The 25,242-nt window shown below is 44.4% G+C and carries 25 protein-coding genes; 12 read left to right on the top strand and 13 right to left on the bottom strand.

Features of this window, described 5'->3' with window-relative positions:
* Positions 1 to 699: 699 nt before the first annotated feature.
* Positions 700 to 1,269: a hypothetical protein gene (locus tag OPS25_RS15800; RefSeq protein ID WP_265618859.1), complete on the top strand. Its 570-nt coding sequence runs from the start codon at positions 700 to 702 to the stop codon at positions 1,267 to 1,269.
* A 60-nt stretch (positions 1,270 to 1,329) separates the two neighbouring features.
* Here the strand turns inward: OPS25_RS15800 and OPS25_RS15795 are convergent, their stop codons facing one another.
* From OPS25_RS15795 to OPS25_RS15760, 8 genes are all read right to left on the bottom strand, one after another.
* The gene (locus OPS25_RS15795; RefSeq protein ID WP_265618858.1) at positions 1,330 to 2,253 is read right to left on the bottom strand and encodes a midas domain-containing protein; all 924 of its coding nucleotides are present in this window, start codon (positions 2,251 to 2,253) and stop codon (positions 1,330 to 1,332) included.
* 202 nt (positions 2,254 to 2,455) lie between these two features.
* On the bottom strand, positions 2,456 to 5,530 hold the full coding sequence (locus OPS25_RS15790; protein ID WP_265618867.1) for an error-prone DNA polymerase: 3,075 nt from the start codon (positions 5,528 to 5,530) through the stop codon (positions 2,456 to 2,458).
* Position 5,531: 1 nt separating this feature from the next.
* Complete coding sequence (locus OPS25_RS15785; RefSeq protein ID WP_265618857.1) at positions 5,532 to 6,923, bottom strand: Y-family DNA polymerase; 1,392 nt, start codon at positions 6,921 to 6,923, stop codon at positions 5,532 to 5,534.
* Between the two features lie 15 nt (positions 6,924 to 6,938).
* Complete coding sequence (locus OPS25_RS15780) at positions 6,939 to 7,628, bottom strand: recombinase RecA (protein WP_265618856.1); 690 nt, start codon at positions 7,626 to 7,628, stop codon at positions 6,939 to 6,941.
* 123 nt (positions 7,629 to 7,751) lie between these two features.
* Positions 7,752 to 8,261, bottom strand: coding sequence for a hypothetical protein (locus OPS25_RS15775; RefSeq protein WP_265618855.1), 510 nt, complete (start codon positions 8,259 to 8,261; stop codon positions 7,752 to 7,754).
* A gap of 4 nt (positions 8,262 to 8,265) precedes the next feature.
* Entirely contained in the window at positions 8,266 to 10,041 is a 1,776-nt protein-coding gene (locus OPS25_RS15770) for a DUF885 domain-containing protein (protein ID WP_265618854.1), read from the bottom strand.
* Between the two features lie 35 nt (positions 10,042 to 10,076).
* Positions 10,077 to 10,403 (bottom strand): DUF1820 family protein, encoded by a 327-nt coding sequence (locus tag OPS25_RS15765; RefSeq protein ID WP_265618853.1) that lies wholly within the window; start codon positions 10,401 to 10,403, stop codon positions 10,077 to 10,079.
* A 52-nt stretch (positions 10,404 to 10,455) separates the two neighbouring features.
* Positions 10,456 to 11,034, bottom strand: coding sequence for a TetR/AcrR family transcriptional regulator (locus OPS25_RS15760; protein ID WP_265618852.1), 579 nt, complete (start codon positions 11,032 to 11,034; stop codon positions 10,456 to 10,458).
* A gap of 181 nt (positions 11,035 to 11,215) precedes the next feature.
* Here OPS25_RS15760 and OPS25_RS15755 point away from each other — a divergent pair, with 181 nt between their 5' ends.
* Complete coding sequence (locus OPS25_RS15755) at positions 11,216 to 12,853, top strand: M28 family metallopeptidase (RefSeq protein ID WP_265618851.1); 1,638 nt, start codon at positions 11,216 to 11,218, stop codon at positions 12,851 to 12,853.
* 106 nt (positions 12,854 to 12,959) lie between these two features.
* On the opposite strand, the gene OPS25_RS15750 is transcribed toward OPS25_RS15755, so the two are convergent.
* The 3 genes from OPS25_RS15750 to coaBC all read right to left on the bottom strand — a co-directional run bounded on the left by OPS25_RS15750 (position 12,960) and on the right by coaBC (position 15,716).
* On the bottom strand, positions 12,960 to 13,742 hold the full coding sequence (locus OPS25_RS15750) for a glycosyltransferase family 2 protein (protein ID WP_265618850.1): 783 nt from the start codon (positions 13,740 to 13,742) through the stop codon (positions 12,960 to 12,962).
* A 67-nt stretch (positions 13,743 to 13,809) separates the two neighbouring features.
* On the bottom strand, positions 13,810 to 14,397 hold the full coding sequence (gene slmA / locus OPS25_RS15745; protein ID WP_265618849.1) for a nucleoid occlusion factor SlmA: 588 nt from the start codon (positions 14,395 to 14,397) through the stop codon (positions 13,810 to 13,812).
* 113 nt (positions 14,398 to 14,510) lie between these two features.
* Positions 14,511 to 15,716 carry a bifunctional phosphopantothenoylcysteine decarboxylase/phosphopantothenate--cysteine ligase CoaBC gene (gene coaBC / locus OPS25_RS15740; RefSeq protein WP_265618848.1) on the bottom strand — a complete coding sequence of 402 codons (1,206 nt, stop codon included), beginning with the start codon at positions 15,714 to 15,716 and terminating at the stop codon, positions 14,511 to 14,513.
* 145 nt (positions 15,717 to 15,861) lie between these two features.
* Here coaBC and radC point away from each other — a divergent pair, with 145 nt between their 5' ends.
* From radC to mutM, 8 genes are all read left to right on the top strand, one after another.
* Complete coding sequence (gene radC, locus OPS25_RS15735; protein WP_265618847.1) at positions 15,862 to 16,536, top strand: RadC family protein; 675 nt, start codon at positions 15,862 to 15,864, stop codon at positions 16,534 to 16,536.
* A gap of 64 nt (positions 16,537 to 16,600) precedes the next feature.
* Positions 16,601 to 17,701, top strand: coding sequence for a glycosyltransferase (locus OPS25_RS15730; protein WP_265618845.1), 1,101 nt, complete (start codon positions 16,601 to 16,603; stop codon positions 17,699 to 17,701).
* Position 17,702: 1 nt separating this feature from the next.
* Positions 17,703 to 18,470 carry a glycosyltransferase family 25 protein gene (locus tag OPS25_RS15725; RefSeq protein ID WP_265618843.1) on the top strand — a complete coding sequence of 256 codons (768 nt, stop codon included), beginning with the start codon at positions 17,703 to 17,705 and terminating at the stop codon, positions 18,468 to 18,470.
* 23 nt (positions 18,471 to 18,493) lie between these two features.
* On the top strand, positions 18,494 to 19,327 hold the full coding sequence (locus OPS25_RS15720; protein WP_265618841.1) for a glycosyltransferase family 2 protein: 834 nt from the start codon (positions 18,494 to 18,496) through the stop codon (positions 19,325 to 19,327).
* Positions 19,328 to 19,492: 165 nt separating this feature from the next.
* The gene (gene rpmB, locus OPS25_RS15715; RefSeq protein ID WP_105933571.1) at positions 19,493 to 19,729 is read left to right on the top strand and encodes a 50S ribosomal protein L28; all 237 of its coding nucleotides are present in this window, start codon (positions 19,493 to 19,495) and stop codon (positions 19,727 to 19,729) included.
* 12 nt (positions 19,730 to 19,741) lie between these two features.
* Positions 19,742 to 19,897, top strand: coding sequence for a 50S ribosomal protein L33 (gene rpmG / locus OPS25_RS15710; protein WP_013786148.1), 156 nt, complete (start codon positions 19,742 to 19,744; stop codon positions 19,895 to 19,897).
* Positions 19,898 to 20,030: 133 nt separating this feature from the next.
* The gene (locus OPS25_RS15705) at positions 20,031 to 20,516 is read left to right on the top strand and encodes a hypothetical protein (protein WP_265618837.1); all 486 of its coding nucleotides are present in this window, start codon (positions 20,031 to 20,033) and stop codon (positions 20,514 to 20,516) included.
* Positions 20,516 to 21,325 carry a bifunctional DNA-formamidopyrimidine glycosylase/DNA-(apurinic or apyrimidinic site) lyase gene (gene mutM, locus OPS25_RS15700; RefSeq protein WP_265618836.1) on the top strand — a complete coding sequence of 270 codons (810 nt, stop codon included), beginning with the start codon at positions 20,516 to 20,518 and terminating at the stop codon, positions 21,323 to 21,325. Before OPS25_RS15705 ends, mutM begins: the two co-directional genes overlap by 1 nt.
* 3 nt (positions 21,326 to 21,328) lie before the next feature.
* Here the strand turns inward: mutM and coaD are convergent, their stop codons facing one another.
* Positions 21,329 to 21,811: a pantetheine-phosphate adenylyltransferase gene (gene coaD / locus OPS25_RS15695; protein WP_265618835.1), complete on the bottom strand. Its 483-nt coding sequence runs from the start codon at positions 21,809 to 21,811 to the stop codon at positions 21,329 to 21,331.
* Between coaD and OPS25_RS15690 the strand changes: the two genes are divergently transcribed.
* Entirely contained in the window at positions 21,806 to 23,392 is a 1,587-nt protein-coding gene (locus OPS25_RS15690; RefSeq protein WP_265618834.1) for a capsule assembly Wzi family protein, read from the top strand. The genes coaD and OPS25_RS15690 overlap by 6 nt on opposite strands.
* Here OPS25_RS15690 and OPS25_RS15685 read toward each other — a convergent pair.
* A complete protein-coding gene (locus OPS25_RS15685; protein ID WP_265618833.1) occupies positions 23,377 to 24,093 on the bottom strand; it encodes a 3-deoxy-D-manno-octulosonic acid kinase in 717 nt (238 codons plus the stop codon). The genes OPS25_RS15690 and OPS25_RS15685 overlap by 16 nt on opposite strands.
* Positions 24,094 to 24,186: 93 nt before the next feature.
* Here OPS25_RS15685 and OPS25_RS15680 point away from each other — a divergent pair, with 93 nt between their 5' ends.
* Entirely contained in the window at positions 24,187 to 25,188 is a 1,002-nt protein-coding gene (locus tag OPS25_RS15680) for a glycosyltransferase family 9 protein (protein ID WP_265618866.1), read from the top strand.
* Positions 25,189 to 25,242 lie beyond the last annotated feature (54 nt).

Genomic DNA, 25,242 nt, shown 5'->3' with positions numbered 1-25,242 from the left:
AGCATCCATGCTGCCGGTTCTTCACTCTCGGCGTGCCACAGGCACCCCTCGCTCGCTGCGCTCACCGCTCATCACCCCCATGTGAGAGTAGTACACCCGCACGGCAGTGTGTCCCTTGCCGGCTACGGGGCTCCCAATTAAACAAAAAGCCCACTCATTTGAGTGGGCTTTTTGCGTTTAAGCGCAGCCATGCTGCGCGGACATTCATGGGGAGCCAAAACCATTAGGTAACAGTTCAAACTTGTGATTCTGCTTATGGGGCAGGGCAACCAGCCTTCCCTGCTGGATTGTCCAGCCACGCCATGTAAGAGACTTATACCTCCACGGCAGTGTGTCCCTTGCCGGATACCTGTTTTCCATTTTAAGAATAAAGGACCTTGAGTAAGCTAGTTCTCTTGGTTTTTGTGTAGCAGCCCAGTGTCATTCCCTCGTAGGAATCATCAAAATAAGTAGTTTGACTGCTGTAAAAAAATATACGACCAGGATAGATCTTTTACACAACTGACAAAGAGATGTTAACGAAAGCACCATTGAGGTGAATCCGTGCGGATTAGCCTATTCTTAGTTCAACAACGGAGTTTACTATCCAAGAATAAACTTATTCTTATGAGTGTTTCGACTTTTTAATTATACTGTTACTTTACATGTATAACATGAAGACGTGTGATGAAAGTCAGTTCATTCTTGCTTGCTGTCTCAGTGATTACTTCGGCCCCAATTCTTGCCAACAGCTCGAATCCTGCCTGGTCATTTGGGGCAAACGTTTCGAAGGTCTTACTTGATAGTGATGCTGCCTCCCAGGCGGGTGTTGAGAGTAGGGCACTACAAACGGGATTTCATCTAGATTATATAGTATCGAATTGGGTTTCGACCGCAGGTTTCACTTTTATTACGTACGACGATAATAACGCCTTCCTGCAGACAGTCATTGGCGAGGGCCCACTTAATAGAAGATACATTATCGTAGAATCTTCCGATGCGAATGCTATCTTACTGCAGGGGGCGACAGGTTATCGATGGATGCTCAATAAATCTTATAATATAGATTTTATCGCTCAAGCCGGGTTCAGTCTTCCTGTAATTTCAGAACGCTCTATTGGCAGTTGTACCCGTTGCTATTCAGAGGATATTGACTTGGACGGTGGTGCTTTCGTAATGGGTCGGCTAGGTCATAACGGGAGATCTGTACGATTTGGGCTTAGCATACAACAATTTATCAGTGGTGATCTTGGAACAGTAATGGGCTTAGAAATAGGCTCTTCATTTTAAATTATAGCGCCAATGAAAAAGCCTCCTAATGGAGGCTTTTTTGTCTATTCAAAGGCTATATTACTCTTCATCTTCATCATAATCGTTTAAGCGATTTTGACGATATTCTGCATATTCCATGCGAGTAATAAGTTGGTCGTTGTCTTCATCAATATCTTCAAAAGACTCATTTACGCCACTTTGAGCTGCTTCCGCTTTGGATAACTGGCCATCGTGGTCTGTATCCATCATGTCGAACTCGTTGTTAGCGACCATGTCTTCAGAATTCATTTCAGACTCAGTCTTAACTTCAGAATCCTGCTGAACCATAGGATCTTGTTCCTGTAGATCTACGTCACTTTCGGTGCGGGCAGTCATTTCTGAGTTAGTCTCTAACTCTTCATTATTTTGTGCTTCAGCATCTACTTCAACTTCACTTTTCGCAGTAAGGTCACTGTCCTGCCCTTGTTCAGTAATTACTACTTCAGCATCATCACGTTCAGTCTGGGCTACGACGGTAGTATCTGTGTCATACTCTCTTTCAATATCGTCGCTTTCTAAGTCAGCTTCAGCATCTGTTTGCACAGTGGTGGTTGAGTCACCATCGTAATCACGTTCGATGTCGTCACTTTCAAGATCCGCATCAACATAGGTTTCCGTGGAAACGGTATCTTCTTGATCAATATCACCTATTGCACCCGATTGTGCGGTGGCAGTGATATCGTCTTCATAATGCTGAGGCATACTTTGCAAGTGAGTATCAAACTCCGCTTGGCTAAGCTGATCGTCCGAGTCGGTATCAATTTTTGCGAAATGTTCCCAGATGTCGTCATCATCAGCTTCTTCTTTGCTGATGAAACCATTTTCATCATTATCTAATTCCGCGAAAGTGCTTTCGATCTGATCTTTATCGGCACTTTCCATCTTATCTTTCTTCCAATCACCAGCAACTGCGCCAGCTGATAATGCACTACTAATTAAAACTGCTAATGTAAGCTTTTTCATTACAAACTCCTTCTTGGATTAACCCCCGATTTACTGCTGGCGGGGCAAGTTGTCACTGATAAGAGATACATCATCCATGCCACTTAAAAAAATATCTTAAAAACAGTAGGATAGAAAATTGAAAAGGAATTGACGTGTAAAAAGTGTGTCACTTATATAGACAGAGTGAAAAAAATACGTGTTTATATTCGATTAGTTGTAATTAATGGAAATCTCGTGAGGGTACATTGATTGCAGACAGCCAGTCAGAGCGATCTGTTAATTTACCAGCAATAACGTGAATTACGCCTTCTGGAGAGCGTTCTAAAATTCCATCTACCTGTAAAAGGCTTGCCTTCAGATACGGCTGCTGCTGGTGACGCGCAGTTGCTTGCCAAACTACTACATTAATATTGCCGAAATGATCTTCCAAAGTTAAAAACGTCACTCCTGAAGCTGTGCCGGGCGCCTGGCGGCCCGTAACGCAGCCTATAATACGCACCAGTGATTTATTTTTTTTATTGCTTAAATCTTTTGACCAGCAATATTTATTCAGCGACCTTTGATTTGCCAGAAGCGCTATAGGATGGTGTTCAATAGATAAACCGGTTGCAGCATAGTCTTCTATCAGGTTATCCAATGATGAAGGGGTAAACGCAAAACTCTGTTGCGAATCTTGATTGGCAAACAGGGGCAAATTTTTTTCTTGATTCATCATCTCCCAGCGAGTTTGATACCGATTATCAGCTAATTGGTGAAATGCATTAGCGCTAGCCAGCGCTGTGAGATCAGCACGGGAGAGAGATAATTGTTGAATTTGTCTTAAGGATTGATAGCCCTCACAGGGACGATGGCTGACGATGCTATCTTTCGCTTTATCCGATAAGCCCTTTATCAGGGTAAAACCCAACCTTATCGCTTTTTCGGACTGCACAAAAACGACCTCATGTTCAATTGAGGAGGCATTAATGCAAACCGGTAGCACTTTGATATTGTGCTGCTGGGCATCACGCACCAGCTGACTAGGTGTATAAAACCCCATTGGCCAGCTGTTTAACAATCCAACGTAAAATTCAACTGGAAAATAATGCTTTAACCAGCAAGAAACATAAGCCAACACAGCAAACGAAGCGGAATGAGCTTCAGGAAAGCCGTAGCCGCCAAATCCTTTAATCTGTTCAAAGATCTGATTGGCATAGTGTTTATCGTAACCACGTTGGGTCATGCCTGATACTACTTTTTCCTGAAATTCATACAGTCTGCCGTTCTTCTTCCAGCTTGCCATGGCGCGCCTGAGCTGATCGGCTTCGCCTCCAGAAAATCCTGCAGCTACCATGGCTAATTGAATTACCTGTTCTTGGAAAATGGGCACTCCCATCGTTCGACCTAAAACACTTTCCACCTCTTTGGAAGGGTATACGACTGGGTCCAGTTGATGGCGGCGGCGCAGGTATGGGTGCACCATTTCACCCTGAATAGGGCCAGGCCTCACTATGGCTATTTGAACGACTAGGTCGTAGTAACAACGGGGCTTCAATCGAGGCAGCATTGTCATCTGTGCCCGCGATTCAATTTGAAAAACTCCCACTGTGTCAGCTTTACACACCATGTCATACACTTGCCTGTCATCCCCTAAACGCGTAATAAAAGGGATTGAAACAGGCTGTGGAAATTGCTTATTGAGCAAATGAAAACTTTTTTGAATTGCCGTTAACATGCCCAGCGCTAGAATATCAACTTTCAATAACGCCAGACTTTCTAAATCATCCTTATCCCACTGAATGACCGTGCGGTCAGGCATAGCAGTATTTTCTGTTGGGACCAACTCGTGCAGAGGCCCATCTGATATAACGAAACCGCCGACATGTTGAGACAGATGGCGCGGAAGACCTATAATTTGCTCCACTAAGGCAATCAATTGTTTCACTTTTACCTGGGCTGGATCCATACCACAAGCGGAGAGCTGGCTTTGCCAGGGTAATGCTTTATCGCGACGATTAATGTTTTTTAGTACATAGCCTAATTGGCTTTCTGCAAAACCTAAGGCTTTACCTACTTCACGAAAGGCACTACGAAAACGAAAGGTGATCACAGTGGCGGCCAACGCAGTGCGTTGGCGACCATATTTACGATAAATGTATTGGATAATTTGTTCGCGTTTTTCGTGCTCAAAATCTACATCAATGTCGGGGGGCTCATCCCGCTCTTTTGAAATAAAACGTTCAAATAAGACATTGATTTGTCTTGGGTCGACGGCAGTAATCTCCAAGCAATAACACACCACTGAATTAGCTGCTGAGCCTCTCCCTTGATATAAAATTCCTTGTTGCTGGGCAAATTGAACAATGTCATAGATAGTTAAAAAAAAGTATTCATAGGCTTGTTCTTTAATCAGCAGCAGCTCTTTTTCAATAACCTGCCGCACTTCATGGGTTATACCCTCAGGAAAACGTTTCTTAATACCTTTTTCTACACATTCTCTTAAGTAAGAGGTAGCGGTGTAACCGGTTGGAACCAGCTCTTTGGGGTATTGATATTTTAGTTCTTCAAGGGAGAACTGGCAGAGCTCGGAAATCTTTTGCGTCTCATATAACCATTGGGCAGGGTAAAGTTTTCTAAGCTTGTTTAGTGGGCGCAGAGCACGTTCCGCATTACTCAGCGCAGCTATTCCTATTTTATCTACAGTGGAACCCGTTCTCATCGCATGCAGAATGTGCTGCAAGGGTAACTGTTTAGGATGATGCATTAGTACACCTGTGCAAGCGCAAAGAGGAATTGAAAAAGATTCGGTTAAGTCGCTGCAAATAGTAAAGCGGTGATGATCTTGGCCATCCAAGAGTCGTTGAACCCCTATCCAACAGCGCTGGGAATGATACCTTTGTAACCACTTACCCCAATGTAAATTGACGTCTCTATTCAGAGAAGGAAGCCAAATTATCAAGCAGTGTTTTACTGATTTGATATCCCACTCGGCCAAGTGGTACTCACCTTTCGGCGAACGACTGCGGGCATTGGTAATGATCCTGCAAAGCTCTGAATAGGCTTGTTTGTAGGGACACAATAGAAGGAAAGAAAATTCCTCTGCAAGTGTAAACGAGGCACCTATAATTAATTTTAAGGGAAGCCGATTTCGCTTAATCTCAGCATGAGCGCGAACTACTCCTGCTACGGAACATTCGTCAGTGATAGCAAGTGCCTGATAATTCAGAAAAGCAGCAGTATTTACCAGCTCCTCTGGATCGGACGCCCCACATAAAAAACTGAAATTGCTCTGACAGAAAAGCTCACTATAAAGCATGTTAACCATACCAGCCCTGAATAAACCATTGCTGCTCTGGAGAGCTTTTATACACTAGTAATAATTCCCCTTTGGAAGTTTGGGCGATAAAATAATCACGCTTAACGTCCTGGTCATCCCACCAGCCTGTTTGTATACGCACAGGTCCAAACTGAATCTGACTTGATTCAGAAAGGGGAAGTGGTGTTGTAGCAATAAAGAGCGGGTGCCAGTGCGGGATAAACGCAGGAAAGTTTGCTGCAGGGCTAGCCTCCTCCAAGCGGTGATCATTATTAAAAGTTGGTGTACAGACGTTATCAGAACCTAATTTAGCTTGGAGTTTGCCGAGCAACTGCATCTTGGCAAAATAGTGAAAACGGTGGTAAAAAAAATCACTGTTGTGACCATTCATTTGCTCGGTCTGGTTGGCGGTTAAGCCAAGAGCTGTAACGGGTTCGGTTAAAGTTAATTTTTCTATATGCAGTTCAAATAAAGGTAACCAGTTTGCTGCCAAAGACAGGGGATAAGCAGAGCCGATTTGGAGGCTTTCTTTTTCTTTTTCTCGAAAAAACAAGGTCAATGTGAGGGATGCGGTTACTTGATTTCGTAGGCGAAGAAATACAGCAAGCTGATTCAGTAATCGGTTGACCCAGGGAAGTAGATGCTGGGTTTGCGAAATCTCATAGGCTGGTTCAATCGTTTCTGCGAACTTTTCTTCTGGGTGGAAATATACACAGGTAGGAAATACTTCGCCCCTTAAGGCGGTTAAATAGGATATTAGCTTATTGTCAAACCGTTTTCCTATCTCAGTAGTGGGAAGCGACAGCAGGCTTTGTAGGGTGTGAATGCCCACACGAGCCAATGAGTCGACCTGTTGTGTGGTCAGGTCAGTCTGGTTTAAATGACATTGTAATAACGCATTATGAATAGCGGCTTGATCAGAAAGTATCCTATCCATTTTCGCCTTCGCCAACACTTTAGCAGATTCAATACTCCAACCAGTGGCAAAATGAAAGTTGACCTTTTGTTGGTTTAATTCATTCATAATGGTCTGGCAAAGTGGGCGTAATCCATCGTAAAACCTTATAGAAGGATCAAGTCTTAAGGCTAAGCTAGCAGGGGGAATTAATACGATATCGCCTATAAGCTGATATAAGGAATTTGCCAATATTTTTAAGTGGCTGGTTTCTCTATCAACCTTGTAGTCAATAATGCTTAAGTCACTACATAAAGAGGCGGCCTGAGCCATCCCCATTCCCACCTCAATTCCCGCTTCGGTTGCATATGAATTACATTGCACAATCTGATTAACTTCAGCTTCGTATATCACACAAGGGCGTGGCTCTTCTTTATCTAAAATGGGTGCTAAAGCGTCGAGACTTAATTGATGAAAATCCAGGAATAGCCACAACATAATTTATCAACTCTCTCAACTAACCTGTTCGTGTTTTGAGTACGTTTGCGCATAGCGGGTAAAGGCCGATAGAATTGAGTTATTACTGGGAATGGGAGAATAGGTTAGCTGTAAACCAACACGCGGCCATCCACCTAATTGTTTTTCAATGTTAAGTGTGACTGCTGCTTGTTCCCGGATAAGAGATAAGTCCAGTTCAAGAGGTAATGATTGCCGGAGCACATGCTGATATTCGAAAAGAATACAAACGGACTGGTGCTGTTTAGCGTTCACCTGTAATCGACGGGCTTGAGTTAGACTAAGAGGTTGACCAGACCAGACCAATACAATTTGGCAAGCGTCATTTTTTAAACATTGTTCTGCCGCCCATAGATTCTGTTCATGAGTGCCTGTCAGGAAAACGACATCGTCTGGCTCAATTTTATATTTTATCAGCCAGGATGCTTGAATACGTCCAGGTGGGTTTATGAACACTAGCAAGTGTGGGTGACACATGTGTTGTAATAACGTCAGGAACAGCTCAACTTCGCCGATTCCCTGCAGGGTTCTAAGACGAATTAAACCTGCTTGTGGCCACCCACCCCCTAACGCACTGTCTAATAATGTAAAGCCAGAGGGGATGCGCGCTTTATTTTCCGAGGATGTTTTATAACTGGCCCGCCAAAGGTGGGGATGCACAGTTAAATGAGTTAAGCGGTCAGACATAATAAAATAATACTGTTCATATATACAGTATTATAAGCAAAATATGTCCCCCTTCAAGTTAAGGGACACAAAAAAGCACGCATATATTTAGCGTGCTTTGATTTAGAAAGGATTATATTTTGATTAACTAGCTTCTAATTTTTGATCGGTTTTATTCACATTTAATGAAGATTGGCTAAATAGGTTACACGCAGTGATAAACCCCTCAGGGGTATTTTTAGACCATGACACGCGCACATCATTCGGCCTTCCTTTGATATAGTTTTTGACATCCTTTAAAGAAACATTGTTGTTCTTCAACCTGTGAGTTAATACTTCTTCAACTGTACGGCCTTTCTCACAGCAATCCATTACCACATCAGATAGCAACTTGATCACTGTTTTTGCCGCATTGAAGTCATCACCTACGATTAATCCCTTGCTGTTTGCTACCTCTAAACGCTGTGAAAACACATTTTGCAGTTCGCTGCTTAGCGTTACCAAATTGGTAAACGCGATATGTGCCTTTTTTGCATTGGATTTAGCTGTGCTGCGAACAAGCATCAATTCGCGTTGGTGAGTTTGTGCTTTTAACACAAAATATATGAGTGCAATGACCAGTATGCCAATAACACTGAATACCACAAGAAACATGCTTTTACTTTACCTTTGATAACTCTGACTGAATAAAATTATTAATATTCTTTTCAAGAATGAATAATGGAACTGATCCATGCTCCAGCACCGCCCGATGAAATTTTCGCACATCAAAATGACTGCCTAGCTTGTCTTCAGCTTGCTGACGTAACATTTTAATTTTTATTTCGCCTATTTTGTACGACAGTGCTTGTGCAGGCCAGGAAATATAGCGATCGACCTCTGTTTTAACATTATGCTCAGAAAGCGCTGTGTTGGTCAGCATAAAGTCTAAGGCCTGCTGGCGCGACCAGCCAAACATATGCATACCCGTATCGACCACCAAACGGCATGCTCGCCACATCTCGTAGCTTAACCTACCGAAGTCATTATAGGGATCTTTATACATATCTGTTTCTATACCTAAGTATTCAGAATATAAGCCCCAACCTTCTCCAAAAGCTGAAATATAAGTATTTTGCCTTACCTTGGGTAAATCCTTCATTTCAGCTGCTAACGAAATTTGTAAATGATGACCAGGCACTGCCTCATGCAGCGTTAACGCCGTTAACGCATACAGAGGACGCTTATCCAAAGCGTAGGTATTCACCCAGTAATAACCGGGCTGGTCGTCACGGGAAGGCGATATATACCGACCGGTAGTGTATTTAGGCGCAATACTCTCTGGTACTGCTTCCACGCCATAGGGAGTGCGGGGCAAGTACTCAAATAACTGAGGGAGCTTGGCATCCATTTTCTTTGCTATAAATGAGGCTTCTTTAAGTAACTCTTCTGCTGAGGTAGCATAGAATTGCGGGTCGGTGCGCAAGAAATGAATAAACTCATCAATGGAACCATTAAACTCCAACTTATCAACAATTGCCTGCATTTCGCCACGAATACGCCTAACTTCACTTAAACCAAGCTCATGGATGTCCTTTGCTGACATATCAGTGGTGGTGTAGTGCTTAATCCGATTTTGGTAAAAAGCTTCGCCATCAGGCCAGTTTTTAGCCGCGATGTCATCACGGGCATGGGGAATATATTCGTTAACCAGAAAATCATAAACAGCTTGGTAGGCTGGAATAACCGATTGCGCAAGCACGTTTTTGGCGCGGTCTTGTAACTGTTTTTGTGTGGTAGCACTGATATGTTGCGGCATGGATTTAAACGGCGCGTAAAAATCGCTGTCGCTGGGATCATCTACTAAATAAGGCGTTACGCTTTCTTCAAATCCCGCCAATACAGCTTTGGGCTGCATCAATCCTATGCGCATTCCCTCACGCATATAAGCGATATGTTGAGCGAAATTAGTTTCTATCGCAGCCAGTCTGGCCAGGTAATTGTCAAAATCAACAACCTCCTTGAAATGCATTGAACGTGGCAATGACGCCATAGCGCTATGAAAACCGTATTCAGACGTAATAGGGACTAAGTGAGCTTTAAAGCGAAATTCATCTATATAGTTATCCAGACGATACTGCTGCATCAATAAGGATATTTGCTCTGAGTTATTCAGTGCATCGGCGTTTATCTTGTTTAACCTGGAAGAAAACTCCTGCCACTGTTGATGTTGCCTCTTTAATGCTGCTGGAGAGATATCGGCAAGTTTATCTTGATTAATCGCTTCCCCTTCACGACTGGCCATTAACGGGGAAACCTGTAACTCATATTGCCAGATTTCATCCAGTAGTGACGACAGTTTTTCGCTCTCGTTTTGGGCTGCATTGACTTGTAAACCGACAACAAGTAACAGGACAGAGAAGCCTATATAACGGAAGCTATACTTATTTTTCATATTCTCTCCAGACGTGAAAGAGGGGCAGGCCCATCTTAATCTTTTTTTGGCGTATAGATCGGACTCGGAAAAGCGGTTACCTTATCAGATAGTTGCGAAATTTTGGCGGTTCCTTGTCTCTTAACTTCATCAATTCGCAGCACATTATGCATAGGAATATAAGTACGATTAACCTCTTTAAACTCTGTTTTTAGTTTTTCATGGCTGGGGTCCACCACCAGGCTGGTATGGCTGTCCCAAACAAAACCACCGATCTCAACAAACCCAAACATGGCGCCCTGGCTAACTTCTTTTACAAAAAGATCATACTTTTCGCCTGAACTAATAAACTGAATTCTATAAAGAGGGGAGTGACCACTCATGAATTAACTTCCTGCATGTGTAAACGTGATAGTGAAGACGTAGGCTATTTTATCATGATTGCAAACCCTGCAAAGGGGCAAGTAATGCGGCGGTTGCAATTCGCATCTCTTCTTCACTTTCTGCTACCACCGCATTGGCGGCAAATCCCTGCACGCAGCTGGTGAGTTGTAAGGCGGCAGATTCGACATTGACGTGTGCGGGGAGCTCTCCCAGCCGTTGGGCTTTTTCCAAACAGCCGATAAAATCAAATTGAAGCCGGTCCAAATAATGTCTGCCCATTTCACGAATCTTAGGATCCTGGCGACCGAGCTCACATACACAATTTACCAACAAACAGCCGCGCTTATGAATGAGAGAAATGTACAAAGCAAAAAAGGTATGGACGGCACTGAGTCCGTGATGCCCTTCGAGTTCTTTCACCACAGGCATCAATTGCGTTTCCATATAATGCTCCAGTACACGATATAGAAACGCCTGCTTACTACCAAATTCCAGGTAGAAACCCCGACGATTAAATTCAGTCCGCGCGATAATTTCATCCATGATGGCGCCATGGAAACTATGTTCTAAAAAAATTTCTATCGCTTGATTGAGTATATTTTCGACATTGTAGAGAGCAGTACGCGGCATGAAACTAGGTATTCTTGTTTAAACTTCGTTTGAGATTAGTCAAAAATAAAGAATAATCAACTGCTTTCGGATAATTCGGGAGTCTTTACACTTCTTAAAAAGGATAGTTAGCCAACCAATTGTACTTCACTCCAAATCCTTTTATGCTGCTAACGTATTAATCATCCGAATAGAAGTAGTTATGTTAAAAAAACTTATACTGGCAGCACTGGTTAGCTCAACGAGTCTAGCGCTAAATGCAGAGAGCCAAAATGATTATCCATTCAACCCCAATGTAAGCCACATCCAATCCCATTTGTTCTTTCTTGCTAACGATCTTCTTGAAGGACGCGATACCGGCTCTAAAGGGCATGATATCGCATCGCTGTATATCGCCACCGAATTTGCCAAATTTGGGATGAAGCCTGCTGGCACCGACGGTTATATGCAAAATGTTCAATTCAGAAAGGCATTACTTGAACAGAAATCGCCAGAAGTTTCCTTCGTCGTAAATGACGAAAAAACCACTCTGGAGTACCCAAAAGAATACCTTACCGGACCTGATTTATTGCGCACAGCCACGTCTATGCAGGGGGAAATGGTGTTTGTCGGTTATGGTATTGTAGCGAATGAGCTTCAGCACGATGATTATCAAGACCTGGATGTGGAAGGCAAAATCGTCGTCATGTTATCCGGCAAACCCAAATCGTTTCCCTCCGAGGAAGGTGCCCATTTCGCTTCGGGTCATCAAAAGCAAAAGTACGCAGCAGAGCACGGCGCTATAGGAATAATTACACTATCCACGCCGCTAGCTGAAAAAGTGCGTCCTTATCAGTCAATGTTAAGTTATCTGCATACGCCAAGTATGGCCTGGTTAGATGAAAATGGTGAACCTGCTAACCGTTTTCCTCAGTTACAGGGCAGTGCGTATTTAAGTCAAAGTGCGGCGAAAAAGCTGTTTGCAAATGCGCCTGTTTCTCTAGATAAAATTTATGCGGATCTGGAAGAAGATAAGTCGCCCGCAGGCTTTACACTACCTGGGGAGTTTTCGCTGAAACGGGCAAGTACCCACACCACTATCAATAGCTATAATGTAGCCGGCATTATCGAGGGATCTGATCCCCAACTAAAAAATGAATATGTGGTTTTTTCTGCCCATTCTGATCACATCGGTATTGCAAAAACAGTTAAAAAAGACAACATAAACAATGGCGCGATGGACAATGCGTCGGGTACCGCCATTATGCTTGAAACTGCGCGGCTATTTAGTGAAATGCCCACCAAGCCAAAACGGTCGCTGCTGTTTGTTGCGGTTACCGGTGAAGAAAAAGGACTGTTAGGTGCAGATTATTTTGCTCACAACCCTACTGTTCCAGTTGAATCAATGGTAGCGAATGTGAATCTGGATATGCCTATCCTGACCTATGAGTTTGCTGACGTGATTGCCTTTGGCGCTGAGCATAGTGATATGAAAAAGTCGGTCTCAGAGGCCGCGCAAAATGCTGGTTTGAGTTTAAGTGCAGATCCCTGGCCAGAACAAGCGCTGTTTACCCGTTCTGACCACTATGCTTTTGTTAAACAAGGTATACCCGCAGTGTTTTTGGTACCAGGTTTAAAGTCTAAAGATCCGGACGTGGATGGTAGCAAAGTGTTTGGTGAATTCTTATCCTCGCACTATCACAAGCCTAGCGATGATATAAATCAGCCATTCAATTGGGAAGCGGCAAAAACTTTTACCCGTGTTAACGCGGAAATCGGTCACACGCTGGCGAATCAAGCGCAACGTACACAATGGAATGACGGGGACTTTTTTGGTACCACGTTTGGTAATGCTAAGTAATATGCACTCACATTAAGCAGTACAGTTCTCTTGTACTGCTTTATTTTGCGCGCAGATAATAGATGACGTATTAAAAGGCTAGGTGCACGGCCTACCATTACGCTCTTTATTCTTTCTGTTTTTCCGATTTCTGCTCAAGTTCAAACAATTTGGCTTCTTTCATAAACGCATAATAGGCATCCATAACCGATAATATGAAACCTCTGCGACCTGAAAAAATATACCGCTGTAGCACGAACTTTTTGATAAACGTGAGAGGGAAAATCAGGCCAAGTTTTAGCAATGAGCCTTTTTTACCCCGATTAAATTTTTGTTGGCTTTTTAACGTGGAATATTGATTATTCTTGCTTGAAAGTGACGCAATATCGTTGTAACCATAATGATCAAATGCCTCATTGATAACCATTATCTTACCGGTCACCGTAGCACTTTCATGAACGAGTGCGGACTCATCAAACTCTGCCTGAGATTTTCTGTACAGCCTGAGGTTGTTTGGTTGTTTCGTGAGTGAAGAGAGCTTTTTATAAATAAAAATATCGTTTCTGGCACACCTCACCCCACAGATATGGTCTAAGGTAATAATGTGCTCGATCTTTTTATACAACGCGGGACAAAGTACCTCGTCAGCATCTAAATTGAGTACCCACTCATTTTTACAAAGGGCCATGGCATATTGTTTTTGTTTCGCATAGCCTTCCCATGGGTGGTACACAATATTGACATTTTCATATTGGCTAGCAATGTGAACCGTACGATCAGTGCTGCCAGAATCGACCAGTATCACTTCATCAATGTTTCGTAAACTGCTTAACAGGCGTGCAATATTGTCCTCTTCGTCCTGCATTACGCAAAAGACGCTGATAGGAAGTGTTGTGCCGGAATATGCCATCACAGTAAAATGTCGTTGGTTAAATTACATTGCCCAGCGCGTGCGTTGCTGAGCACGTATCCAACGCCTACAAAAAATTTTGTTTTAAGAGTTGCCAATGTTCAGAAAATTGTTCGGTGGGTTTACGGGTAAAACCACTTCGGATGTATAAGTTTATCCGCCCATCAGTGAAACAAATCAGCATATTAGCAATTACGCCCTCATCGGCAGCTAAAGACTTGCCTTCACGTAGTTTGCGTTCACGCAACACTTGCTTGAGCTGCAGTTCCAAGCGTTCGTACAATTTAGCAATGCGAGCGCGGAGTCTCTCTTGCTCGCCCATTAATGCATCACCATTCAGAATACGGGTTATACCAGGATTTTTTTCGGCAAAACCCAAAATCAGATGCAAAATAAGCTGGCAGCGTGCTGCGGAATCTTTTTCTTCATTGATAATTTTAGTGATGCGAGAAAACAGGGTTTCTTCAATAAACTCTATAAGCCCTTCGAACATTCTCGCTTTGCTCGGGAAATGACGATATAGCGCAGCTTCAGAAACCCCTACTTTTTCTGCAAGCTTTGCAGTGGTGATGCGTTGTCCTGGGTTGGTTTCCAACATTCCTGCAAGTGACTGCAGAATTTGCGCACGACGATTTGTTTTTTTCACAGCTGGCATAACGTGAGTCATTCCTCCGCTATCGGGTGTACATACCCGCTTCCATGTTAAAAGGGGCATACGCCCGTTATTATTAAGTTTTACTTATTATTTTATCGACCTACATGAGACAATCATGACGGCGAATTATTCTTATTATATTGTTCGGCTATTAATTTTATCAGAGCTTCAGCTAACACTGTTTTACTGGCGGCGGGTAACTTTTTATCGCCACCATTCCAGATGACGTGTAATGCGTTACGATCACTGTTAAAACCTAAGCCTTGCGCTGATATATCGTTGGCCGCAATCATTGCTAGCTTCTTTGAGGCCAGCTTGTTTCGCGCATAAGTTTCCACATTTTCGCTTTCAGCAGCAAACCCCACAGTAAAAGGCGCGTTGGTCAAATTAGCTACATCTTTAAGGATATCAGGGTTTTTAACAAAAGTAAGTGTTAACTCATCATTATTTTTCTTGATTTTCTGCGCTGCCAGATGCTTGGGCCGATAGTCGGCAACAGCCGCGGTGGCGATAAAAATATCGGCATCGGCGATATTCTGCATAACCTGTTGATGCATTTGCGCGGCACTTACCGCCCGATGGATAGCGCAGCCGGCGGGCGGGGTCAATGCTACTGGACCCGATATCAATTCTACGTTAGCCCCTGCGGCCACAGCCGCTTCGGCGATAGCATAGCCCATCTTCCCTGAACTATGATTGGTAATATATCTGACTGGATCCAGGTCTTCACGGGTGGGGCCAGCAGTGATGACCACTTTTTTTCCTGCTAAAACGGGAGTGGATGCACGGCCGAGTTGGCTCACAATGTCGATAGGTTCTAGCATTCTGCCTACGCCCACATCCCCACATGCCTGTTCACCATCAGCAGGGCCAAGGGTTATTACGCCACGCTCTGCTAAAATTTCACGATTAGCTTGCGTAGCAGAGGCTTTCCACATCTGTTGATTCATCGCGGGTGCTAACACCACTTTTGCCGTGGTGGCGAGGTATAACGTGGTCAGCAAATCATCTGCAATACCATGGGCCAGTTTTGCCATACAATTAGCCGTGGCCGGTGCTATCAACAGAATATCCGCCCATTTCGCCAATTCAATATGGCCCATGGCAGCTTCAGCCGCTGGATCTAACAGGGTGTGGTGGACCGGATTGCCGGACACCGCCTGCAAAGACATCGCACTGACAAATTCTGCAGCAGCATTGGTGAGAACCACTCTGACGTGTGCGCCTTGTGCAGTAAGTTTGCGGACCAAATCGGGCGCTTTATAGGCAGCAATACCACCCGTGACACCGAGAAGAATATGTTTATTTGCCAGCAACATGGTTTACGTGCGCTCAATAAGAAATGGGCATAAGCCTACCACGACTTATCTAAGCTGGGTAGTCAGACACGCAACTGTATGCACGAGCAGGCTATATTGGCGCTCGTTTGAGATAAACTAGACTGTATTGCCACAGGGAGAATATATGAGCATACAAAGTTGGCCGCTGATGGAACGGCCCAGAGAAAAGCTAATAAGTTTAGGCGTCGAAGCGTTGTCTGATGCGGAGTTACTTGCCATCATTTTGGGTAATGGTATGCATGGGAAATGCGCGGTTACCCTGGCAAGAGACTTATTAACCCATTTTGGCAGTTTGCGAGGGGTGGTCACTGCATCGAAAAATCAATTGTGTTCCATTTCAGGTATCGGTCATGTCAAATTCTGTTTGTTAAAAGCGTCGGTGGAGCTCGCCACTCGCCACCTAGGTGAACCGTTAAAAGTACGCGAATCCTTCAGTCATGCTGAGCATGTCAAAGATTATTTACAAGCCAAGTTAAAAGATCAGAAATCGGAGCAGTTTGGCTTATTGTTATTGGATAGTCAGCATCAATTACTGGCCTACAAAACGATGTTCAAAGGCACCATCAACAGTGCGGCAGTATATCCCAGAGAAATTGTTAAGCAGGTAATTGAGGATAATGCGGCAGCGGTCATATTGGTTCACAATCACCCTTCGGGTGTGGCTGAACCGAGTGAGGCCGATGTTCGAATTACCCATCAAATTAAGTCAGCGCTTGAATTGATTGATGTGCCGGTGCTTGATCACATCATCGTGGCAGATATACACACTACCTCATTTGCCCAACGAGGATTGATTTGACCAAATTTTTCCGCTAAGACAAAGCAGAATGATATAATCGCGCCGAAACACATTATTGGAAAATATGTTGACGGCGACAGATAAATTGAATTTCGTACTGGTAGTAGATTCGCTGGCTGGCGGTGGCGCAGAAAAAGTGGTGATTGAACTGGCACGCGCCATTCATGAAATTGGTCACAACGCTATTCTGGTTAGCCTCACTAAGAGTACCACTTACGATATACCCCAGGATATTCCTGTCTATTTTGTGTTTGAACAGCCCAAAAAGGCTTTACACAGCCCGTGGCTGCGCCAGCGACATGCGACCGAGGTATTAGCTACCTTAAAAGAAATTGAAAATCGTTTTGGTAAACTCCAAACCATTTTTTCCAATCTGGATTACAGCCACTATATCCTCACTGCCTGCAATTTACCCAATGTTTATTACGTGATTCATAATGCGGTTCAGCAAACCTTGCAACGGGCGCGAAAAATGGGCCCATTAAAATGGCTAAGACAGAAACGACTCTTTTCCGTTTTAGAGGGGAAGAAGCTCATTACCGTCTCTGATGGCCTTAAAAAAGAAATGGAATCACTTAACTTATTCAAGCCTGCGCACGTGACGCGAATATATAACCCCTTCAATATTGATAAAATACGCCAACTTGCTAGGATGGAGAACGCTGAAATACCCCCTGAACCTTATATTATTCACATTGGACGATTCGCCAAGCAAAAGCGCCACGATGTGTTATTTACAGCGTTAAAACAACTACCCAAGGAAATTAAACTGGTTTGCCTGGGAGCTAACCAGAACGGTATTCAGCAACTTGCAGACAAAATGGAGGTCGGCAATCAAGTGATTGTTACAGGTTTTCAGCAAAACCCCTATCCGTGGATCGTGCATGCTAAATGTCTAGCGTTAAGTTCAGATTTTGAAGGGTTGTCGATGGTGCTGGCGGAAGCACTTATCTGTCAGACGCCGGTGGTATCAACGAATTGTCCTTTCGGGCCAAATGAACTGCTTACCGGGCCGCTTAGTGAATATCTTGTACCCGTCGGCGATCCTGAAGCACTTGCAATCGCGTTAGAAAAAGCCCTTAATCACCCCATTACTATTAAGAAAGACCTGTTAAACCATCTTGGTCATCTTAATATCGCTCAGCAGTACGTGAATCTTAGTTAACATGGAAAATAAACCAGTGTCATTTACTCCACCCTGTTTCGTGATCAATTTAGATCGCTCGCCAGAGCGGCTAACTGAAATGACGCAACAATTTTCGAAACAGGCTATTCAATTTCAACGCATTAGTGCGGTGGATGGAGGAACAATCTCTCACACACTGATTGATCAGTTTTATTCGAAAAGCAGCCCGCTGAAATATCATAAACAACTTAACAACGGAGAAATCTGTTGTTATTTGAGTCACCGCAAAGTATGGCAAAAAATGGTGGATGAAAACATTCCTGTGGCCATTATTTTAGAGGATGATGTTGAGATCGTCGGCGACTTGAATGCCGTAGGTAATACCTTGGTGGCCATGCCGAAGGACTGGGATTACATAAAACTGACTGAGCACACTCGTCGACGTAAAGTGATATATGAAGACGACAGAGGCCCTTTTACACGGGTCATTTACGATAAAATTCCAGCGCGAACCTGTGCACAAGCGGTGAGTTTAGCAGGAGCACAAAAACTACTTGCCGGCAGCAACACAATTAGTCGACCCATCGATATAGACCTACAATATTGGTGGGAAAAAGAGTTGAGAATATTTGGTTTACAACCTTATCCGGTGAGACCGAAGGCGGATGCAACAAGTGAAATTGACAAGTTGAAACAACGGCGAACTACACGCAAATACAACTGGCTTAAAGTGAGGCAACAAGTGGCGTTTTTAATAAAAAATACTAAATACGTAAGAGCCAGACTGGCTTCGCTTACAAACCATTAATCACATAAGAATAAAAAAGACCTATGATTTCAGTAATTTTTTCAACTTACAATTCACCAGATTGGATGGAGAAAACCCTGTGGGGGTTGCACTACCAAACCTTTCAGGACTTTGAGATCATTATTGCTGACGATGGTTCCACGCACGAAACACAGCAACGCATTGCAGAATTTGAGCAGGCAAGTCAACGCAACATCAAACATGTCTGGCAACCTGATGATGGCTTCCAAAAAACTCGCATCCTAAATAAGGCGCTGATGGAAGCGGAGGGAGATTACGTTGTGTTTACGGATGGTGATTGCATAATGCGTAATGATTTCTTAGCTGTACACGATCATTATCGGGAACCGGGTTATTTTCTGTCCGGGGGATACTTTAAATTGCCGATGTCGACAAGCAAAGCCATTACGCGCGACGATATAGCAAACGGTAGACCGTTTGATGTGAACTGGTTGGTGGCTAATGGCCTAAAGAAAACACATAAAACCATGAAGTTAACGGCCAATGGGTGGAAAGCCAAATTACTCAACACTCTTACACCGACTAACGCTAGCTGGAATGGGCATAATGCTTCGGGCTGGATAAAAGATATTTTTGCGGTCAACGGTTTCGACGAAAGAATGCAGTATGGTGGCGAAGATCGCGAGTTGGGCGAGCGACTCCTAAATCGCGGGTTAAAGTCGAAGCAAATCAGGTATTCAGCAATTTGCGTTCACTTAGACCATGCCCGCGGTTATGCCACGCAGGAAATGCGCGATAAAAACCAGGCAATCAGAAATAGTACCAAAAGTGAAAAAAAGATATGGACACCCTACGGCATTGAAAAAACAGAAATTGCGCAGGCTAGCGGATCCTGATTCCGATCCCGGATCGCTTTTTTTGCGAATTTTATTTGAATTAAGGTGCTATTTGCTGTATAAAATGCGCCCTCTTAATTATAGTTAAAACGTCAACTGACCCGGACACCAAGATTGAAGGGCTCGATTGGCGCGACAGTTATCGTTGTTCTGGAGACAAATACAATGTCAAGAGTATGTCAAGTAACAGGTAAGCGTCCGGCGGTAGGTAATAACCGCTCGCACGCAAGAAACGCGACCCGTCGTCGCTTTTTGCCTAACCTTCAATCTCACCGTTTTTGGGTTGAGAGTGAAAACCGTTTCGTAAAATTACGTTTGTCTGCTAAAGGTATGCGTATTATTGATAAGAAAGGTATCGATGCAGTATTAACTGACATCCGTGCCCGTGGTGAGAAAATCTAAGGAAGCGTAACCATGCGTGATAAAATTAAATTAGTGTCTTCTGCTGGTACGGGTTTTTTCTATACCACTGACAAAAACAAGCGTAACATGCCAGGTAAGATGGAAATTAAAAAATTCGATCCTGTTGTACGTAAGCACGTTATGTTTAAAGAGGCAAAAATCAAGTAATTACACTTGCTTTTGTCTCCACGAAAACCCGGTTAACGCCGGGTTTTTTGTGTTATTTTTTTCTTTCCTCTTGCTATACTGGCTGACCTAACTCTTCTAAGCGTCCTGTTACGGGTTTCAGTAAGGAATATTTTTGGCCAGACTATCTTCGAAAGCTATGAATAACATCGTGATCTTTTCGATGTTAATTATGATTGCTTTATTTAATCTGGATACGCTGCTACCAAAATCTACGCCAGCTAAAAACAGAAACCTGTTGCCGGTTGATGCCTATATTTTAAAAATTGAAACGGACGCGGGACGCATCGAAAGAAACGGTCAGCGATGGCGTCAGATAACCCCTAATGAGCACCCTCTCGTTAGCCCCGAAAAGCAAATAGAAGCCTGGCAATCTGCTGTTATTGAGCCCGTTGACACTACCACCGTTGATCTTTCAAACCGCGCCCCGATCATTGCTGTGGTGTGGCTGGCGGGAAAGCCCGATGGCCTTGTGTTTGCATTTTATCAACTAGAACAGGCTACGTTTGTTCGCTATGAGAATGAATGGTATCAATTAACACAATCAGCGCTCGAGACACTCATTCCCTGGTTGGCTGATCTTACTTATCAGGAAAGCTAATGCCCGAATTACCTGAAGTCGAAGTTAGTCGTTTAGGGATCTCTTCGCATTTAGTCGGACAAACTATTACTGCTGTCATTGTCAGACAGCCGAAATTGCGTTGGCCAATTTCTGATGAGCTCAAGCTGGCGCAAGGACAACAAATCAAAGCGGTAAAACGACGGGCTAAATATTTGCTCATCGACATAGGCATCGCCCACATTGTTTTACATCTGGGCATGTCCGGAAAGCTGAGGGTAGTGCCCGCCTCCGTACAGCCCATAAAACACGACCATCTAGACCTCGTTTTAGCAAGCGGAAAATGTTTACGATTCAATGATGCCCGCCGGTTTGGTGCCTGTTTATGGCAGCCAGCGGGAGAGCTGCTACCCCAGCTACGAAACCTTGGCCCAGAACCGCTCACTGAAGCCTTCACTTCCCAACACTTGTTTACCCTTTCCAGAGGACGCAAAACGCCGGTTAAGAGTTTCATCATGGACAATGAGGTTGTTGTGGGTGTGGGGAATATCTATGCCAATGAAGCACTTTTCATGGCCAATATCGATCCACGTCGCGCCGCAGGCAGAATTTCACTGCAACGCTATCAGAAGCTTACCAAAGATATAAAAGAGGTGTTGGCCAGTGCAATACAGCAAGGGGGGACAACCTTAAAAGACTTTACCCAAAGCGATGGCAGTCCAGGCTACTTCAGACAACATCTGCGTGTATATGGGCGGGCTGGAAAAGCTTGCGAACAGTGTGAGGGGACTATTTCCAGCGTTGTGATCGGCCAACGCAATACCTTTTTCTGTCCGCGCTGCCAGCGTTAAGCGTTATTTCTTAAATCGCTCCTGGAGGGCCTTTTCTACTTCGGGGTGACAAAACTCTGAGACTTTACCATGGTGTTGAGCCACTTCTTTAACCAGGGTAGAAGAAATAAAAGAATTTTCTTCAGCGGGGGTTAAAAACACGCTTTCCAGTTTCGGGTTTAAGCGCCGGTTCATATTGGCAAGCTGAAACTCGTATTCAAAGTCTGACACGGCACGTAGTCCACGGATCAGAATGGTGGCGTTTTGCTGTTCGGCGAAGTCCGCTAGCAACCCCGTGAAACCCTGCACTTCAACATTAGGCAACGAAGTGGTGACGGCCTGGATAAGTGCCACACGCTCTTTAAGCGAGAACAATGGTTTTTTATTGGGATTAGAAGCAATGCCTACGATAACATGGGAAAACATTTGCGATGCCCGCTCAATTAAATCTGCGTGGCCATTGGTGATGGGGTCAAATGTCCCAGGATATATCGCACGGGTATGCATAATCAGGTTCCGTTTAAAAATTTTGAGCACCTTAACCAGAATCCTGACTGGATGCAATCTTGTTTATACTTTGCCTGCTACCTGTCTTACGCTACCATACCCTACTACCGTTTAGTTAAAGGAATAGTCGTGCGCTTACATCGTATTTTGGGCCTGTTGTTATTGGCTGCGCCAGCAAGTATGGCATCACCATGGATTGGGACAAATGACGAATCACTCCATCAAGATTTAACAACGCTGGTAGAGTTTCAGGTTATCGACGCGGTGGCGATTAGTTACCCGGTACCCTGGCGAGGCATCGACCGTCAGCTGACTGCAATCGAAGTGCATTCTTTACCTGAACCAGCCAAGCGCGCCGCCAGACGGCTGTTGCATTATTTAAAGCACCGCCAAGCAGATGGCTTATATCAGATGACCTCCCTGAATATAGCGTCGGACCCAGTAAGATTCGAGTCTGTTGCCGGCTCGTATGGTCAAAAAGAGCAGTTATCCCATCAGGTTGAAGTCGTCTCGGGACGATGGTCAGCCAAACTCAGTGCCAACATGATTGATGAGGGGGAACTGAATCTGGATAATTCCTATGTCGCCATGCATGTAGGCGGCTGGGTACTAAAAGCGGGCGCCACCGACCAATTCTGGGGGCCGGCGAATGATTCGAGTTTAATGTTGTCCACCAATGCACGACCTATTCCTACTGTCGGCCTCTTTAGAGGCAGTGCGGTTGAATCTGAATCGCCTTGGTTAAGCTGGTTAGGCCCCTGGTATGCAAGTGCCGAGATCGGCCAGTTTCGTGATCCTCGTGATGTCGACGGGGCTAAATTATGGCGCGCTCGTTTTACCGCAAAACCTTTAAAAGGTTTGACCTTAGGGATGTCCTGGGCGGCTATGTGGGGGGGAGCAGGTCAACCCGACTCGTTAGGAGACTTACTCGATGTACTCACCTTTCAAACGCAGTGTATTGATGACTTACCCACCTGTGATGAGGAGTTGAATACCACTACAGGAAATCACCTGGCAGGCTTTGATCTATCGTATTCCTTCATGCTGTTGCAACGGCCGGTAACGCTTTATGCACAGCGCATAGGTGAAGATGCTAAAGATTATAAAGTGACCGACAATGCAAACTTATTCGGCATCAGTACCTACCTGGGCCCGCTTAAATTTTATATGGAAAGCAGTGACACCAATATCGCTTGTAATGGCGATGGTAATCCGGCTACTAATTGTTTTTATGAGCACAGTACTTATACCAGTGGTTATCGACATTATCGTCGAGCGGTGGGCAGCAGCTATGACTCAGATGCGGACCAAACCACGGTAGGGGTGCAATGGCGCGGGGAATCTGGACAATCAGCGATGTTGAAACTAGCGCAAATAGAGTTAAACCCTGATGGGTTAAAACCATCTCCTGTGCTAACCGATGGGGTAAGCGAAGACATCAAACTGGTAAGCGGTTATTATCAACAACCGCTAGGCAACTTTCTGATAAAAGTGGGCGCTGAATACCAGGACAGAGAGCTTGGTGACAGACAGGAAAGTGATGTCGCTGTATTTGTAGATCTTCGCTACGTTTGGTTATAGCCGCGAAGCAAGCTCTGCCAGTTATCCTCGTTCCAATAAAAGTGTGTATGTTTGCCGCGCTCTTTCACTAAAGAGCGCTGTAAACGGGCTAAATTATCCTGTTTCCACTGCGAGCCCGAACGTTTTCCACAGCGATCAAAGTCGATCAGCCACGCCTGGTGTTTATCATCCAGCATAATATTACGAACATTTAAATCATGATGATAAATTTGTGCTACGTGAAAGCGAGCAATCGTTGCCCCTATATGTTCCCACTCCTGCGCCGACAGCGGTCGTTGGCATAAAACACTGTGTAAGTCCTCGCTATTGGGAATAAGCCTTGTCACTAGGTCGGCGCGATAGAAAATTCCGCATTTCGAAATGTATGCGGCAATGGGAGTGGGAACTGGAAGACCCATTGCTCTCATTGATTTTAATAGGCGCAACTCGGCAAATGCTCGGGTGCGCGATAGACCGGTAAAGAAATACTGATCCGCAAGCAATTTACCAATCATTCCGCCCCGTCGGAAATGACGTAAAACCCAAATATCATTTAGCGGTTTAATAAACACAGTCGTGCCCCGTCCTTGTGCACTACCGATCACTTTATTTTGTTGTTGCCAGTGACGAACGCTAAAAAACGCTTTTTCGGGACGTGGCATTATTTGATGATCAAATAACACATATTGTCGGTGACCGATTTGTTGGTGTTTAATCGTCATTTCGCTTAACTGATATGGTAAATTACTTATTGTACTCAATTGTTCATACATTTCAGCCTTATAAGGTAGTAGTAAGTGAAAAAAATTTGTTTAATGCGCCTTTCTGCAATTGGTGACGTTTGTCATGCGGCGGCGCTGGTAAATCGTATTCAGCGTCATTGGCCGGACATTGAAATTACCTGGGTGATTGGCAAACTTGAATATCAGCTGATGCGCTTAATGCCAAATATTCGCTTTGTGGTGTATGACAAAAAAGAAGGCAAAGAGGGTATCAAACGGCTACGAAAGACCCTCGCCGACACGACATTTGATGCCCTGTTAGTGATGCAAGTAGCGCTGCGTGCCAATCTCGTGTCGACCGCAATAAAAGCACGAAGACGCCTTGGCTTCGACTGGCAGCGGAGCAAAGAATTGCACTGGCTGTTTACTAATACCCGGATACAGCCAAACATTCATGCTCACGTGCTTGATGGTTTCATGGATTTTGCCGACGCGCTCGGTGTGCCAAAAGATCCCTCGCCGCAATGGGACATTCCATTGGAGGATAAGGCGACTGCCTGGGCAGCGCAGCAGGCTAATGAACTTGGTGAGTTTGCTATTATCAGCCCAGCAGCCAGTAAAGAAGAGCGTAATTGGTTGCCCGAACGATACGCAGGTATTATTAATCATATGCATTCAAAGTCCTTGCCGGTTGTATTATGCGGCGGCCCTGGAGAGCTGGACAAACGTACGGCTGATGCTATTCTTGCGCACACCGATTCGGTAGTGAAAAATTATGTGGGAAAAACAACCCTGCATCAACTTCAGGCGCTGATCAAGCATGCAAAATTTGTCATTGCCCCTGATACCGGTCCTGCCCATATGGCAACTACAGTTGGTACACCAGTAATTGGCTTGTATGCGCACTCTAATCCGCGTCGCACTGGTCCCTATAATGATTTGGACAAGGTGGTGTCAGTGTATGATGAATGCGTGCTTGACCAGTATGGAAAAAAATGGGAAGCGCTGCCGTGGGGCACGCGGGCGAAAGGAGAGCATTTAATGGAAAAGATAAGTTTGCAGGCTGTGATTGAACAGGTCGAACGACTATTGTAGCTTTAGAATAAGCTGTACTTTCATTAAATTGCCTAACTTTAGCGGCACTTTAAC

Origin of the sequence: Alteromonas aquimaris, assembly GCF_026183695.1 — a bacterium.
GTDB lineage: Bacteria > Pseudomonadota > Gammaproteobacteria > Enterobacterales > Alteromonadaceae > Alteromonas > Alteromonas aquimaris.
The sequence above is the reverse complement of the archived record's forward strand: the minus strand, read 5'-3'. Positions and strand labels throughout refer to the sequence as shown.

What these genes read in the sequence shown, in the direction of transcription:
- OPS25_RS15795 (WP_265618858.1), bottom strand. Translation starts at nt 2,253, where the DNA reads ATGAAAAAGCTTACATTAGCAGTTTTAATTAGTAGTGCATTATCAGCT.
- OPS25_RS15790 (WP_265618867.1), bottom strand. Translation starts at nt 5,530, where the DNA reads ATGCTTTATAGTGAGCTTTTCTGTCAGAGCAATTTCAGTTTTTTATGT.
- OPS25_RS15785 (WP_265618857.1), bottom strand. Translation starts at nt 6,923, where the DNA reads ATGTTGTGGCTATTCCTGGATTTTCATCAATTAAGTCTCGACGCTTTA.
- OPS25_RS15780 (WP_265618856.1), bottom strand. Translation starts at nt 7,628, where the DNA reads ATGTCTGACCGCTTAACTCATTTAACTGTGCATCCCCACCTTTGGCGG.
- OPS25_RS15775 (WP_265618855.1), bottom strand. Translation starts at nt 8,261, where the DNA reads ATGTTTCTTGTGGTATTCAGTGTTATTGGCATACTGGTCATTGCACTC.
- OPS25_RS15770 (WP_265618854.1), bottom strand. Translation starts at nt 10,041, where the DNA reads ATGAAAAATAAGTATAGCTTCCGTTATATAGGCTTCTCTGTCCTGTTA.
- OPS25_RS15765 (WP_265618853.1), bottom strand. Translation starts at nt 10,403, where the DNA reads ATGAGTGGTCACTCCCCTCTTTATAGAATTCAGTTTATTAGTTCAGGC.
- OPS25_RS15760 (WP_265618852.1), bottom strand. Translation starts at nt 11,034, where the DNA reads ATGCCGCGTACTGCTCTCTACAATGTCGAAAATATACTCAATCAAGCG.
- OPS25_RS15755 (WP_265618851.1), top strand. Translation starts at nt 11,216, where the DNA reads ATGTTAAAAAAACTTATACTGGCAGCACTGGTTAGCTCAACGAGTCTA.
- OPS25_RS15750 (WP_265618850.1), bottom strand. Translation starts at nt 13,742, where the DNA reads ATGGCATATTCCGGCACAACACTTCCTATCAGCGTCTTTTGCGTAATG.
- slmA (WP_265618849.1), bottom strand. Translation starts at nt 14,397, where the DNA reads ATGCCAGCTGTGAAAAAAACAAATCGTCGTGCGCAAATTCTGCAGTCA.
- coaBC (WP_265618848.1), bottom strand. Translation starts at nt 15,716, where the DNA reads ATGTTGCTGGCAAATAAACATATTCTTCTCGGTGTCACGGGTGGTATT.
- radC (WP_265618847.1), top strand. Translation starts at nt 15,862, where the DNA reads ATGAGCATACAAAGTTGGCCGCTGATGGAACGGCCCAGAGAAAAGCTA.
- OPS25_RS15730 (WP_265618845.1), top strand. Translation starts at nt 16,601, where the DNA reads ATGTTGACGGCGACAGATAAATTGAATTTCGTACTGGTAGTAGATTCG.
- OPS25_RS15725 (WP_265618843.1), top strand. Translation starts at nt 17,703, where the DNA reads ATGGAAAATAAACCAGTGTCATTTACTCCACCCTGTTTCGTGATCAAT.
- OPS25_RS15720 (WP_265618841.1), top strand. Translation starts at nt 18,494, where the DNA reads ATGATTTCAGTAATTTTTTCAACTTACAATTCACCAGATTGGATGGAG.
- rpmB (WP_105933571.1), top strand. Translation starts at nt 19,493, where the DNA reads ATGTCAAGAGTATGTCAAGTAACAGGTAAGCGTCCGGCGGTAGGTAAT.
- rpmG (WP_013786148.1), top strand. Translation starts at nt 19,742, where the DNA reads ATGCGTGATAAAATTAAATTAGTGTCTTCTGCTGGTACGGGTTTTTTC.
- mutM (WP_265618836.1), top strand. Translation starts at nt 20,516, where the DNA reads ATGCCCGAATTACCTGAAGTCGAAGTTAGTCGTTTAGGGATCTCTTCG.
- OPS25_RS15690 (WP_265618834.1), top strand. Translation starts at nt 21,806, where the DNA reads ATGCATAATCAGGTTCCGTTTAAAAATTTTGAGCACCTTAACCAGAAT.
- coaD (WP_265618835.1), bottom strand. Translation starts at nt 21,811, where the DNA reads ATGCATACCCGTGCGATATATCCTGGGACATTTGACCCCATCACCAAT.
- OPS25_RS15685 (WP_265618833.1), bottom strand. Translation starts at nt 24,093, where the DNA reads ATGACGATTAAACACCAACAAATCGGTCACCGACAATATGTGTTATTT.
- OPS25_RS15680 (WP_265618866.1), top strand. Translation starts at nt 24,187, where the DNA reads ATGCGCCTTTCTGCAATTGGTGACGTTTGTCATGCGGCGGCGCTGGTA.